The sequence below is a fragment of the Pseudomonas sp. C32 genome (assembly GCF_030417915.1).
In the GTDB taxonomy this organism is placed as follows: domain Bacteria; phylum Pseudomonadota; class Gammaproteobacteria; order Pseudomonadales; family Pseudomonadaceae; genus Aquipseudomonas.
Genome location: NZ_JAUHUK010000007.1, coordinates 169784 through 183955 on the forward strand (window position 1 = coordinate 169784; position 14172 = coordinate 183955).

General features: G+C 60.0%; 10 protein-coding genes. 5 read left to right on the forward strand and 5 right to left on the reverse strand.

Annotated features, from left to right (window positions below; genetic code table 11):
• Positions 1-9: 9 nt before the first annotated feature.
• On the reverse strand, positions 10-1221 hold the full coding sequence (locus QYH43_RS10470) for a CmpA/NrtA family ABC transporter substrate-binding protein (RefSeq protein ID WP_301157020.1): 1212 nt from the start codon (positions 1219-1221) through the stop codon (positions 10-12).
• Positions 1222-1447: 226 nt separating this feature from the next.
• Between QYH43_RS10470 and QYH43_RS10475 the strand changes: the two genes are divergently transcribed.
• Positions 1448-2467 (forward strand): quinone-dependent dihydroorotate dehydrogenase, encoded by a 1020-nt coding sequence (locus tag QYH43_RS10475; protein WP_095059390.1) that lies wholly within the window; start codon positions 1448-1450, stop codon positions 2465-2467.
• A 160-nt stretch (positions 2468-2627) separates the two neighbouring features.
• Here the strand turns inward: QYH43_RS10475 and QYH43_RS10480 are convergent, their stop codons facing one another.
• Entirely contained in the window at positions 2628-2843 is a 216-nt protein-coding gene (locus QYH43_RS10480; RefSeq protein ID WP_003223300.1) for a ribosome modulation factor, read from the reverse strand.
• Between the two features lie 529 nt (positions 2844-3372).
• On the opposite strand from QYH43_RS10480, the gene rlmKL reads away from it, so the two are divergent.
• Both rlmKL and QYH43_RS10490 read left to right on the forward strand, forming a co-directional pair.
• Entirely contained in the window at positions 3373-5643 is a 2271-nt protein-coding gene (gene rlmKL, locus QYH43_RS10485; RefSeq protein ID WP_095059391.1) for a bifunctional 23S rRNA (guanine(2069)-N(7))-methyltransferase RlmK/23S rRNA (guanine(2445)-N(2))-methyltransferase RlmL, read from the forward strand.
• Between the two features lie 125 nt (positions 5644-5768).
• Positions 5769-8168: a diguanylate cyclase gene (locus QYH43_RS10490; protein WP_301157021.1), complete on the forward strand. Its 2400-nt coding sequence runs from the start codon at positions 5769-5771 to the stop codon at positions 8166-8168.
• Positions 8169-8291: 123 nt separating this feature from the next.
• Here QYH43_RS10490 and dacB read toward each other — a convergent pair whose 3' ends face one another.
• Positions 8292-9752 carry a D-alanyl-D-alanine carboxypeptidase/D-alanyl-D-alanine-endopeptidase gene (gene dacB / locus QYH43_RS10495; RefSeq protein WP_095059393.1) on the reverse strand — a complete coding sequence of 487 codons (1461 nt, stop codon included), beginning with the start codon at positions 9750-9752 and terminating at the stop codon, positions 8292-8294.
• A 234-nt stretch (positions 9753-9986) separates the two neighbouring features.
• Here dacB and QYH43_RS10500 point away from each other — a divergent pair, with 234 nt between their 5' ends.
• Entirely contained in the window at positions 9987-10331 is a 345-nt protein-coding gene (locus QYH43_RS10500; protein WP_053157451.1) for a YggL family protein, read from the forward strand.
• A 116-nt stretch (positions 10332-10447) separates the two neighbouring features.
• On the opposite strand, the gene QYH43_RS10505 is transcribed toward QYH43_RS10500, so the two are convergent.
• A complete protein-coding gene (locus QYH43_RS10505; RefSeq protein WP_301157022.1) occupies positions 10448-11638 on the reverse strand; it encodes a benzoate/H(+) symporter BenE family transporter in 1191 nt (396 codons plus the stop codon).
• 290 nt (positions 11639-11928) lie between these two features.
• Here QYH43_RS10505 and QYH43_RS10510 point away from each other — a divergent pair, with 290 nt between their 5' ends.
• A complete protein-coding gene (locus QYH43_RS10510; protein ID WP_301157023.1) occupies positions 11929-12693 on the forward strand; it encodes a GntR family transcriptional regulator in 765 nt (254 codons plus the stop codon).
• Between the two features lie 153 nt (positions 12694-12846).
• Here QYH43_RS10510 and guaD read toward each other — a convergent pair whose 3' ends face one another.
• Complete coding sequence (gene guaD, locus QYH43_RS10515; protein ID WP_095059396.1) at positions 12847-14151, reverse strand: guanine deaminase; 1305 nt, start codon at positions 14149-14151, stop codon at positions 12847-12849.
• Positions 14152-14172 lie beyond the last annotated feature (21 nt).

A 14172-nucleotide genomic window follows, 5' to 3' on the forward strand; every position in this document is an offset into this window, starting at 1 on the left:
AGTCTCCTGTCAGCGGCTGGCGAGAAGGGGCGAGTGATCGCTCATGGCGTGCAGCTTGAAGCTACGGGCATAGCCGGCCGGGTCTGAACCGTCCCAGACCTTGCCGTCGATCAACTGGCTGCTGCGCATTTCCTTGTCCGGGTACGCGACATCGACCGCGGTGGCAGCGTCCCGGTACAAATCCAGTTGCTGGACCTGACGGGCGACTGCCAGGTAGTCCGGGTCGTCCCGCAACAAACCCCAGCGACGGAACTGGGTCATGAACCACATGCCATCGGACAGGTATGGCACATTGACCAGCCCCTTGCCATGGAAACGCAGCGCGTGCGGGTCTTGCCACTGATTACCCTGTCCGTCGGTGTAGTCGCCGAGCAATCGCGGTTCGATGCAGTCCACCGGCGTGTCGAGATACTGCGGCGCGCTCAACAACTGCGCGGTACTGCGGCGGTTCTCGGTGCTGTCTTCGATAAAGCGGCTGGCTTGCAAAATCGCCATCACCAATGCCCGGGCGGTGTTGGGGTATTGCTCGACAAACGCGCGGGTGCAGCCGAGGACTTTTTCCGGATGATCGGGCCAGAGGGTCTGCGTCGTCGCCAGGGTAAAGCCCAGCCCCTGTTGAACGGCAGCGGCGGACCAAGGTTCGCCGACGCAAAAGCCATCGATGCGCCCGGCCTGCAGGTGCGCGACCATTTGCGGCGGTGGCACCACGACGCTGTCGACGTCCTGTAACGGATGAATCCCCTGACTGGCGAGCCAGTAATACAACCACATGGCATGGGTGCCGGTGGGAAAGGTCTGCGCGAAGGTCAGTTTTGGGCGAGTTTGGTGCACATGCCGTTCCAGTGCCTCAGGACCGGTCACGCCCAGCGCCTGCAAGCCATGGGAAAGGTTGATGCTCTGACCGTTCTGGTTCAGGCCCATCAGCACTGCCATGTCGGTCGCTGCGATACCGCCGATGCCCAGGTGCACGGCGTAGATCAAACCGTACAGGCTGTGGGCGGCATCCAGTTCGCCGCTGACCAGCTTGTCCCGAAGATTGGCCCACGACGACTGGCGCTTGAGGTTCAGGGTCAGGCCGTAGGGTTGAGCAAAGCCCTGAGTGGCGGCGACCACGACCGAGGCGCAATCGCTGAGGGCCATGAAGCCGAGATTGATTTCAGTCTTTTCCGGGGCGTCGCTGCCATTGACCCAGGCCAGAGGGTCGGCTGATGGTTCGTTCATCGATTTCGCACCTTCAAAAAAAGCGTCGTCCCCAGCCTCTACTGATAAGGCCGGGTGACGACGCCATTGTCCTTGCACGCATTCCGCCGTCGGCATGCGTGCTGATGGCTGAACCGGTGCAAGGCATATGCCATCCCCGTCTGATTTCACTGCGCGCCTCGCTTGCGACCCACATGCCCGGCTATAATCGCCTCCTCATTTCGCCGCCAATCGAGTCAACCCGCCCATGTACACCCTGGCCCGTCAGCTGTTGTTCAAACTTTCCCCGGAAACCTCCCACGATCTGTCCCTGGACTTGATCGGCGCAGGCGGGCGTCTGGGGCTCAACGGCTTGCTGTGCAAGGCGCCGGCGAAGGTGCCGGTGAATGTCATGGGCCTGGACTTCCCGAACCCGGTGGGTCTGGCCGCCGGTCTGGACAAGAACGGCGCGGCCATCGACGGTTTTGCTCAGCTGGGTTTCGGCTTTGTCGAAATCGGCACCATCACCCCGCGTCCGCAGCCGGGCAACCCGAAACCACGCCTGTTCCGTCTGCCGGAAGCCGAGGCGATCATCAATCGCATGGGGTTCAACAACCTCGGCGTCGATCACCTGCTGGCTCGCGTGGCTGCGGCCAAGTACAAGGGCGTGCTGGGCATCAACATCGGCAAGAACTTCGATACACCGGTAGAGCGTGCGGTCGATGACTACCTGATTTGCCTGGACAAGGTTTACGCGCATGCCAGCTATGTGACGGTCAACGTCAGTTCGCCGAATACCCCGGGCCTGCGCAGCCTGCAGTTCGGCGATTCGCTCAAGCAGTTGCTGGCCGATCTCGCCGAGCGCCGGGCGGAACTGGCGCTGCGTCATGGCAAGCATGTGCCGCTGGCGATCAAGATCGCACCGGACATGACCGACGAAGAAACCGCGCAGGTTGCACAAGCGCTGATCGAAACCGGTATGGACGCGGTCATTGCCACCAACACCACCCTGAGCCGCGTGGGCGTCGAAGGTATGGAGCACGGTGACGAGGCGGGCGGTCTGTCCGGCGCACCGGTTCGCGACAAGAGCACCCACACGGTGAGCGTGCTGGCATCGGAACTGGGTGGTCGCCTGCCGATTATTGCGGCGGGCGGGATTACCGAAGGCAAACATGCGGCAGAGAAAATTACTGCGGGTGCGAGCCTGGTGCAGATCTACTCAGGCTTCATCTACAAAGGCCCGGCGCTGATTCGCGAGTCTGTCGACGCCATCGCGGCACTCCGCTGACCCCTGGTAGGCGCAGCCTTCGGCAGAATTGGGTTTCTGGCAGGCATAAAAAAGGGCTCCTTTAAAGGAGCCCCTGGGCCGGAGCCCGCCGTCCGGATGGGACGTGCGTGGTTAATTCAGTACAAATCAGATTGTCGTGTCGGAGTGTTGTGCCCTGTAATTAGCCGACGGCGTGAAGTTCGTTGAGTCTGTGGATTCCCGCAGTGCCGGTCATACCGTCCCAGTTGTCGCCGCGTCCTTCTCGCCAGCCGTTAATCCAGGCTTGACGTACCGACGGTAGAGTAAATGGGCAAAGCTCACGGGATTTGCCACCAACGCCATATTGATATCCGCGCAAAAATGCTCTTTCCAACGGATCACGCTTAAGTCTTCTCATAGGGTGTTGCCCTCACTTGTTGACTGTATGTATCGCGTCGACCTCTATCGAGGTCAGGCAGAAAAACTCTGCCGTTGGGGCTCGTTGCCGGCGTGACGAGCCAAGGTGTTGGCGTCATTGCGGCGCCAACCTGAGTTGAGTTCTAACCAATGCGTCACATCGAGGGAATGATCGTTTTGTCATAAGGACGTAACCGTTAATGTGGTATGGCACTAAGTAACACGATGTTTGTGCCATTTTTATTCGTCAAACCCCGGTATGATCGGCCCTGCGTTAGATGATTGAGTTAATCCTTCGGTGAGAATGCCTCCCGTTGTCGGGAAGGATTATTCGACGAAGGGTCGGTTTATGACATTTTGTTGCTTCAACTTTTTTATCTGTCCTTGCATCTAAGCTCATTTAACCCGGGCAGCAAGGGTGGAACGGCACACCTTCGTGCCACGCGGGCGCTCTTCGAGAAAAGCGCCTGATTGAAACCCGGACCGGCAATGCGTTGCCCGGTCACTCAGCTAAAGGTTCTGGAATTCCCATGTCCGATCGTTTCGAACTCTTCCTCACTTGCCCCAAAGGCCTTGAAGGCCTGCTCATCGAGGAAGCCGTCGGGCTTGGCCTTGAGGAGGCGCGTGAGCACACGTCTGCCGTGCGCGGCATGGCGACCATGGAAACCGCTTACCGCCTGTGCCTGTGGTCGCGTCTGGCCAACCGCGTGCTGCTGGTGCTCAAGCGTTTCCAGATGAAGGACGCCGAAGACCTCTATCACGGCGTGCTGGACATCGAGTGGCAAGACCACATGCTCAACGACGGCACCCTGGCCGTCGAATTCAGCGGCCACGGCTCTGGCATCGACAACACCCACTTCGGTGCGTTGAAGGTCAAGGATGCCATCGTCGACAAACTGCGCACCCCGCAGGGCGACCGTCCATCCATCGACAAGCTCAACCCGGACCTGCGCATTCACCTGCGTCTGGACCGTGGCGAAGCCATTCTCTCCCTCGACCTGTCCGGCCATAGCCTGCACCAGCGTGGCTATCGCCTGCAGCAAGGCGCGGCGCCACTGAAGGAAAACCTCGCGGCAGCCATCCTGATCCGTTCCGGCTGGCCTCGCATTGCGGCCGAAGGCGGCGCACTGGCCGACCCGATGTGCGGTGTCGGTACATTCCTGGTGGAAGCGGCGATGATCGCCGCCGATATCGCGCCAAACCTGCGCCGCGAGCAGTGGGGCTTCACCGCCTGGCTCGGTCACGTGCCAGCGCTGTGGAAGAAGTTGCACGAGGAAGCGTCCGAGCGCGCTGCCGCCGGTCTGGCCAAGCCACCGCTGTGGATTCGCGGTTACGAAGCCGACCCGCGCCTGATTCAACCGGGTCGCAACAACGTCGAGCGTGCCGGTCTGAGCGAGTGGATCAAGATCTACCAGGGCGAAGTCGCGACCTTCGAGCCGCGTCCGGACCAGAACCAGAAAGGCCTGGTGATCTGCAACCCTCCATACGGCGAGCGTCTGGGCGATGAGGCGAGCCTGCTCTACCTCTATCAGAACCTCGGCGAACGCCTGCGTCAGGCCTGCCTGAACTGGGAAGCGGCGGTGTTCACCGGTGCGCCGGACCTGGGCAAGCGCATGGGCATCCGCAGCCACAAGCAGTATTCGTTCTGGAACGGCGCGTTGCCGTGCAAGCTGCTGCTGATCAAGGTACTGCCGGATCAATTCGTCACGGGCGAGCGTCGCACGCCGGAACAGCGTCAGGCCGAGCGTGAACAGGCGGCTTACGATGAGGCACCGAGCGAGCCGCAAGAGCGCCAGTACAACAAAAACGGCAACCCGATCAAGCCGGCTCCAGCCCCGGCCCCGGTGATCGAGCAGCCGCGCCTGAGCGAAGGCGGGCAGATGTTTGCCAACCGCCTGCAAAAGAACCTCAAGGCGTTGGGCAAGTGGGTCAAGCGTGAGGGCATTGATTGCTATCGCGTCTACGATGCCGACATGCCGGAATACTCCATGGCCATCGACCTGTATCACGATTGGGTCCACGTCCAGGAATACGTCGCACCGAAATCCATCGATCCGGAAAAAGCCTCGGCGCGCATGTTCGATGCCCTGGCGGCGATTCCGCAGGCGTTGAACATCGACAAGAGCCGCGTGGTGGTCAAGCGCCGCGAGCGTCAGAGCGGCACCAAGCAGTACGAGCGCCAGGCGGCACAGGGCAAGTTCGTCGAGGTCAATGAGGGCGGGATCAAACTGCTGGTGAATCTCACCGACTACCTCGATACCGGTCTGTTCCTCGACCATCGTCCGATGCGCATGCGCATTCAGAAAGAGGCGGCCGGCAAGCGTTTCCTCAATCTGTACTGCTACACCGCCACTGCCAGCGTACATGCAGCCAAGGGCGGCGCGCGCAGCACCACCAGTGTCGACCTGTCGAAAACCTACCTGGACTGGGCACGTCGCAACCTGGCGCTGAACGGTTTCTCTGACAAGAACCGTCTGGAGCAGGGCGATGTGATGGCCTGGCTTGACGCCAGCCGTGACGAGTACGACCTGATCTTCATCGATCCGCCGACGTTCTCCAACTCCAAGCGCATGGAAGGCATCTTCGACGTGCAACGCGATCAGGTGCAGTTGATCGACCTGGCGATGGCACGACTGGCGCCGGGTGGGGTGTTGTACTTCTCCAACAACTTCCGCAAGTTCGAACTGGAGCCGAACCTCAGCGAGCGTTACGCCGTCGAGGAAATCACCGCCCAGACCATCGACCCGGATTTTGCGCGCAACGCCAAGATCCACCGTGCCTGGAAAATCATGGCACGTTGATACGCAGACCCTGTAGGCGCGAGCAGAGCTCGCGCCTACAGCGCTGGTCAAATTAGTGGCTAATAGCTATAACTCAACTCATGGCCAAAGGGCTTTCCCGCACCTGGCGTTGTGAGTTGCGTTTTATGTCGTTGCACGCCGTGCGTCCCAAGATCCTGGGCATTATCAGTGAAGACGTTTCGGCCTGGCTGGTCGCGATGCTGGTTTTGCTGATCGGCGGGATTCTCACGGGGTTGCTGGCGTGGTCGACGCAGAACCTGTTCCACCAACAATTGCGGCAACGTTTCCAACTGCTGGCCAGTGAACGTTACAGCCGTATCGAAGAACGTTTTGAAGATCAGGAACAGCGCCTCGATGGCCTGCGCCGATTTTTTTCCAACTCCGATTCGGTGTCCCGAGCGGAATTCGATGGCTACACCCAACCTTTATTGCATCGCACCCAGAGGTACTTCTACGCCGAGCGGGTCAGCCGTGCCGAGCGGTCCGCGTTCGAGCAGCGTGTAGGGGATGAGGGTTTGAGTCATTTCTCTGTGCGCGAACTCAATGCTGACGGCCAGTTGCAATTGGCGGCCGAGCGGGATGAGTACGTGGCGGTGCTTTACAGCCAGACCCAAAGCACGCTCGCTTCGCCCCTCGGTTACGATTTGCTGTCGGAGTCGATGCGTCGCGCGACGCTTGAACGGGCCGATCAACATGGCGGCATGGCGGTGTCGCAACCGATACATTTGGTGAACGTCGAAGCAGCTTATGCGCGAGGTGTGTTGCTGGTCGCACCGGTCACGCAGCGCAATCGCCGGGATACGGCAGCGACGAAACCTTATGGTTATGTGGTGGCGGTGATCAGCATGCGGCAATTGCTGGCGGACGGGTTGCCAGAGGCGAGCCGTGATTATCTCTCGGTCCGCATTCTCGATTTGTCGATCGACGATCAGCACGAAGTCCTGTTCGAATCGCCCAATCCACCGGCCGTCAGCGAGCTGTCGTCCACCCGTTTGCTGCGCCTTGCCGACCATGAATACCAGGTCGATATCCAGCCCAGCGATGCCTTCGTGCAGGCCAATCATTCGTCGGTGAGCAGTCTGGTGGTGCTGGGCGGTTTGCTCAGCGCGTTACTCAGCGTGTTGCTTTATGTGTTGGTGAGTCAGCGGCAACGGGCAGTGAAACTGGTCGAGCAGCGCACCCAGGAGTTACGAGATCGCGAGCAGGAACTGCGCCGCACCCATGGTCAGTTGCGCAGCGTGCTGAACGCCGCGACTCAGGTGGCGATCATTGCTACCGACCTGCGCGGCGTCATCAGCACCTTCAACGCCGGCGCCGAGCAAATGCTCGGCTATGCCAGCGCCGAGGTGGTGGGCCGCATGACCCTGGAAAGCCTGCACCTGCCTCGGGAGTTGGTGGCCCGTTCGGCAGAACTGAGCGTGCGCTACGGTAAACCGGTGCCGACCTGTCAGGCGATGCTGGTGGAGGGCGAAGACGAAGGCGGACACGAGGCGCGGGAATGGACACTGGTTCGTGGCGATGGCAGCCATTTGACGGTCAACATGCTGGCCACGCCGGTGCTTGACGAACAGGGGCTGTGGGTCGGGCACCTGGCGGTTTGCATCGACATCACTGAGCGCAAACGGGTGCATGAGGCACTGGCCGCTCGGGACTTGCTGTTGAAGAAACTCAGCGCCCATGTGCCCGGTGGTATCTATCAGTTCAAGATGGAGTTCGACGGACGCTTCAGCGTGATTTATGCCAGCGACGGTATTCGCGAGATCTTCGAACTCGCCCCGGACGTTCTGTTGCTCGATGCCGAAGCGATTTTCAGCCGGATACATCCTCAGGACACCACCCGAGTCCGCGCTTCGATCCGGGCCTCGGCCGACACCCTCAGCCCTTGGCGCGAGGAGTATCGCGTGCAACTGCCTTCGCGTGGTCTGCGCTGGGTGCGCGGCGAAGCGACGCCGGAGGAACTGCCCGGTGGCGGCGTGCTCTGGCATGGCTACATCTCGGACATTTCCGACATGAAGCGCGTGGAAGAGGAATTGCGTGCGCTGTCTATCACCGACTCCCTGACCGGTATCCACAATCGCCGCTACTTCCAGGAGCGTCTCATCACTGAAATGGCGCGGGTGGAGCGTGGTGGAGGGGCGTTGTCGGTGATCATGCTCGACATCGACCACTTCAAGCGCATCAACGACCAGCATGGTCATGCCGTCGGTGACCGTGTCTTGCAGGTGGTGTGTGAGCGGATCGGTCATCGGTTACGTCGCACGGACGTGTTCTGTCGTCTGGGCGGTGAAGAGTTCATGGTGCTGTGCCCGGACATCAGCGGCGAGCAAGCCTATATGTTGGCCCAGCAGTTATGGCAAGGGTTGCGCAGTTCACCGATCGACGGCGTCGGAACGGTCACCGCCAGTTTCGGCATTGCCAGTTGGCGGGTCGGGGAGGGCGTGGATGCCTTGCTGCTGCGCGCAGACTCGGGGGTTTACGCGGCGAAGCAGGCAGGAAGGGATCGGGTTGAGGCGGAGATAAACTAAGAATTGCCTGCAATCCCTGTAGGAGCGAGCTTGCTCGCGATAGCTGTTTTACATTCAACAGTGATGTTGACTGTCATACCGCTATCGCGAGCAAGCTTGCTCCTACGGAAGGCAATGCCGTGTTTAGAGCGTCGAAGCCGTCTGTGGCAGTTTCGGCTGGCGATACAGGTCCAGCAGCACCTGATCCAGCACTGACGAAGCGCCGAACGGAGCCTTGTCGTTGAGGATCGCCACCACCGCCCAGGTGTTGCCGTTGACGTCGCGGCTGAAACCGGCGATGGCGCGGACGGTGTTCAGGGTGCCGGTCTTGACGTGGGCTTCACCGCGCATCGCGGTGGTCTTCAGGCGTTTGCGCATGGTGCCGTCGGTCCCGGCAATCGGCATCGAGCTGATGTACTCGGCGGCATACGGGCTGTGCCATGCCGCTTCCAGCATCGAAGCCATTTCCCGGGCGCTGACGCGTTCGGCACGGGACAGGCCAGAGCCGTTCTCCATCACCAGATGCGGCGCGGTGATGCCTTTTTTCGCCAGCCACTGACGCACGACACGCTGGGCTGCCTTGGCGTCATCCCCATCGGCGTCGGTACGGAAACGTTGCCCAAGGCTCAAGAACAGCTGTTGGGCCATGGTGTTGTTACTGTATTTGTTGATGTCGCGGATGATTTCCGCCAGGTCTGGTGAAAAGGCCCGAGCCAGTACCTTGGCATTTTTAGGCGTTGGCGCCAGAACGTCCTTGCCCTGAATGCTGCCCCCCAGCTCCTTCCAGATGGCGCGCACGGCGCCGGCGGTGTAGGTCGCGTGGTCGAGCAGCGACAGGTAAGTCTGCGAGCTGCAACCTTCGGCCAATTGGCCGCCGACCGTCACGGTCACGCTGCCATCGGGCTGAGTCACCGGGTTGTAACGCACGCCACCGGTGCATTGCTTGCCGTTGATGGCCTTGACCTGGTTGTCGATGCGGATGCTGGCAATCGGTGGCTCTACCGATACCAGGACCTTGCCCGAGTCGTTGCGCGCGACAAAGCGCAGGGCCTTGAGGTTGACCAGCAGCGAATCGGGTTTGACCAGGAACGGTTTGTTATCGTCGTTGCCGTCGTCGTTGAACTCGGGCAGTTGCGGTTGCACGAAGAAGTTTTTATCCAGCACCAGGTCTCCGGTGACCTGGGTCACGCCGTTGGCGCGCAGGTCGCGCATCAGCAGCCAGAGTTTTTCCATGTTCAGCTTGGGATCGCCGCCGCCCTTGAGGTAGAGGTTGCCGTTGAGGATGCCGCCGCTGAGCGTGCCATCGGTGTAGAACTCGGTTTTCCACTGGTGATTGGGGCCGAGCATTTCCAGGGCCGCATACGTGGTGACCAGTTTCATGGTGGAGGCCGGGTTGACCGACACATCAGCGTTGTACACCGTCGCATTGCCGGGACCGGTGAGGGGGATCATCACCAGCGACAGGGCGTTGTCCTGCAACTTGCTGGCCTTGAGGGCCTTTTCGACATTGGGCGTGAGGGCGGTGTTGATGGTTGCAGCGGATACCGGGAAGGCCAGGGGCAGAAGAAGACCGGCCAGAAACAAGGAGCGCAAAGATTTGATCATCTGTAATAAAACCCTACAGCCGAGGGAAAATAAGGTGAGGGCATGAAGATAAATTCCCTCAATGGTCATGAAAGTGTCGGCATTATGCCCCAAGGTGTCATGACTTGTGCCGTGCCTTGGTCCTCTTGCCCGCTATTTTTTTACCGACGGTAGACGTCGCGGCCCAGAGAGTCGGGCAATCGCCGGCTTAAAATGCTAAAGTGCGGCCCGTTATTACTTATGAGGATTGTTCCAATGGCGACTAACCGTTCCCAGCGTCTGCGCAAAAAATTGTGCGTCGATGAATTTCAAGAGCTGGGTTTCGAACTGAACCTGGATTTCAAGGAAGATTTGTCCGAAGAAGCCATTGACGCTTTCCTCGAAGCCTTCATCAAAGAAGCCATGGAAGCCAATGGTCTGGGTTATGTTGGCGGCGACGACTTCGGTCTGGTATGCCTGCAGAAGCGTGGCTCGGTCTCCGAAGAGCAGCGCGCTGCTGTTGAAGCCTGGCTGAAAAACCGTTCCGAGCTGACCAAGGCTGAAATCAGCCCGCTGCTGGACGTTTGGTATCCGGAAAAGCCGATCAACGCGGCTAAGTGATACTGAAAAAAACGGCGACCTTCGGGTCGCCGTTTTTTTTCGTGGATCAAAAGATCGCAGCCTTCGGGGCGGTGTAATCCTGTAGGAGCTGTCGAGTGGAACGAGGCTGCGATCTTTCAGGCTTTACGCCAATTCAAAATCAATAATGTAATAACCCCCGCGACAATCCCCCAGAACGCCGAACCGATGGAAAACAGCGTCAGCCCCGATGCCGTGACCATGAAGGTGATCAGCGCCGCTTCACGTTCCTTCGCCTCGCTCATGGCGATGCTCAAGCCGTTGATGATCGACCCGAACAACGCCAGTGCCGCTATCGACAGCACCAGTTCTTTGGGCAGCGCGGCAAACAACGCCGCGAGTGTTGCGCCGAACACCCCGGCGATCCCGTAGAAAACCCCGCACCACACCGCCGCCGTGTAGCGCTTGTTGCGATCCTCATGGGCGTGGGGCCCGGTGCAGATCGCCGCGCTGATGGCCGCCAGGTTGATCCCGTGGGAGCCGAACGGCGCCAGCAGCAACGACGCGATGCCGGTGGTGGTGATCAGCGGCGAGGCTGGCACGGTGTAGCCGTCGGCGCGCAATACAGCAATACCGGGCATGTTTTGCGAGGTCATGGCCACCACGAACAGCGGGATGCCGATGCTGATGGTCGCGGCCAGGGAGAAATGCGGCGTGGTCCAGACGGGCGTGGCCACTTCCAGGTGGAATCCGCTGAAGTCCAGCAGGCCCATGAGACCGGACAGGGCCGTGCCGATCAACAATGCCGCCAGCACGGCATAGCGTGGCGACAGGCGCTTGACCAACAGGTAAGTGAAGAACATACCCAGCACCAATCCCGTGCGATGCTGAGCCGCGACGAAAATTTCGCTGCCGATCTTGAACAGAATCCCGGCCAGCAACGCGGCAGCCAATGAGGCCGGGATCTTTTTCACCAGGCGCTCGAAACTGCCGGTCAGGCCGCAGAGGGTTACCAGCACGGCGCAAGTGATGTAGGCGCCGATGGCTTCGCCATAAGTGACACCGCCTAGGCTGGTAATCAGCAACGCCGCGCCCGGGGTCGACCAGGCGATGGTGATGGGGGTGCGGTAACGCAGGGACAAGCCGATGGAACATACCGCCATACCGATTGAAATCGCCCAGATCCACGAAGAAATCTGCCCGCTCGTCAGTCCGGCAGCTTGCCCGGCCTGGAACATCAGCACCAGGGAACTGGTATAGCCCGTCATCATGGCGATGAATCCGGCGACAATCGCGGAAGGCGAGGTATCGGCGAGTGGGCGCAATTGCGTGTGCGTGGCGTCATTCATGACGGCTATGTTCCTTAATACAGATGAAAATGTCTGCGATCCCCTGCGTAGGCGCAGCCTTCGGCAGCGCCTACAGAAATTGTGCGCAAATCACGGATTTCGGGTTTAAGCCTAAACTCAAAAGGAACTGGACGTTGCGATACAGCCAAGGCGACATTCAGCCGTACAGTCGTGTTGCCACCTTTCATTGTGTACAATCGCGGTGTTTTTTACGCGATACTTGCCAGCGACCCACTGTGCCGTATTACAGCCACCGCCAATTCGCCGCAGTTTTCCCGATTCGAGCGCCCATGAACGAACAGTTGCAACCCCTAAAGAAACAACCGCGAGCAGGCAAAGCAGGTCGCAGCGGTACTCAGGACGATATCGTCTACGCGCATATCTTCGAGGCCATCCTCGAACAGCGCCTGGCGCCCGGCACCAAGTTGAGCGAAGAAGCGCTGGGGGAAATTTTCGGGGTCAGTCGCACCATCATTCGCCGCGCCCTGTCGCGTCTTGCTCATGAAGGCGTGGTGCTGTTGCGTCCGAATCGTGGCGCGGTAGTCGCCAGCCCGAGCGTCGAAGAAGCCCGCCAGGTGTTCATGGCCCGGCGTCTGGTGGAGCGAGCGATCACTGAACTGGCCGTTGAGCACGCTACCGCCGAGCAGATCGCCGAGTTGCGGCAGATGGTCAACGATGAGCGCGACAGCTTCTCCCGTGGCGATCGCGGTGCCGGTATCCGTTTGTCGGGCGAATTCCACCTGAAACTGGCCGAGGCGGCGAAAAACGCGCCGTTGATCAGTTTCCAGCGCAGCCTGGTATCCCAGACGTCGCTGATCATCGCCCAGTACGAAAGCGGCAACCGTTCTCACTGCTCTTACGACGAGCACACCCAGCTGATCGATGCCATCGAGGCACGCAACGCTGAGTTGGCCGTGAATCTGATGATGCATCACATGGATCACATCGACAGCAAACTCAACCTCGACGAAGAAAGTGCGTCGGATGATTTGCACGCGGTGTTCTCGCACTTGTTGCAGACCAAGAAGCCTGGGCGTTCGACTGCCAAGCTCTGAAAGATCACGTCGCGCCCCATCGCTGGCAAGCCAGCTCCTACAAGAGCGGCGTGAATCATTGTAGGAGCCGGCTTGCTGGCGATGACGTTAGGGCAGGCAATAAAAATCCCCCAGGCTGCAAAGCGCCGGGGGATTTTTTATGCCCGGAAAAACCTAGCGCTGATGCACCAGATTCCCCGCCGCATACGTCTGTTGCACCGTCCGGTCATCGCCCAGCGTCATCAGCACAAACAACGTCTCGGCAATGTTGTTGGCCTGTTTCAGGCGATAGCTCAGCAGCGGTGTGGCGTTGTAGTCCAGCACCAGGAAGTCGGCGTCGGTGCCCGGTTGCAGGTTGCCGATCTTGTCTTCCAGGCGCAGTGCGCGAGCACCGCCGAGGGTCGCCAGATACAGCGACTTGAACGGGCTCAGGCGTGCACCTTGCAGTTGCATGACCTTGTAGGCTTCGTTCAGGGTTTGCAGCAGCGAGAAACTGGTGCCGCCGCCGACGTCGGTCCCGATGCCGACATTGAGGTTGTGCTTTTCGGCCATCGGCAGGTTGAACAGACCGCTGCCGAGGAAGAAGTTCGAGGTCGGGCAGAATGAGATGGCCGAACCGGTTTCCGCCAGGCGCGCGCATTCGTCATCGCACAGGTGCACGCCGTGGGCGAACACCGAGCGCTCGCCGAGCAACTGGTAATGGTCGTAGACGTCGAGGTAACCCTTGCGCTCCGGGAACAGCTCCTTGACCCACTCGATTTCCTTGAGGTTTTCGCTGATGTGGGTCTGCATGTACAGATCCGGGTATTCGGTCAGCAATTGGCCCGCGAGAGTCAGTTGTTCCGGGGTGCTGGTCGGTGCGAAGCGCGGCGTGACCGCATAGTGCAAGCGGCCCTTGCCGTGCCAGCGCTCGATCAGCGCCTTGCTTTCGACGTAGCTGGATTCGGCGGTGTCGGTCAGGTAGTCCGGCGCGTTGCGGTCCATCATCACCTTGCCGGCGATCATCCGCAGGTCGAGCTGTTCAGCGGCTTCGAAGAACGATTCCACCGACTGCGGATGCACACTGCCGAACACCAGCGCCGTGGTCGTGCCGTTACGCAGCAGTTCCTTGATGAAAATATCCGCGACCTGGTCGGCATGGGCCTTGTCGGCGAACTGGCGTTCACAAGGGAAGGTGTAGGTGTTGAGCCAGTCCAGCAGTTGCTCGCCATACGCGCCGACCATGCCGGTTTGTGGCAGGTGGATGTGGGTATCGATGAAACCAGGCGTGATCAGTGCGTCCTGGTAATGGGTGATCTCGATATCGGTTGGCAAGGTCGGCAGCAAGTCGCTGGCGTGGCCAATGGCACTGATTTTGCCGTTTTCGACCACCAGCAGGCCGTCGTCGAAATACTCGTAAGAGGCTTCGATACCAACGATGGCCGGGTCGGCGATGCTGTGCAAAATGGCGGCGCGGTAGGCTTTGCGAGTCAGAGGCATGGGGGTTCTCTAGTGTCGTTC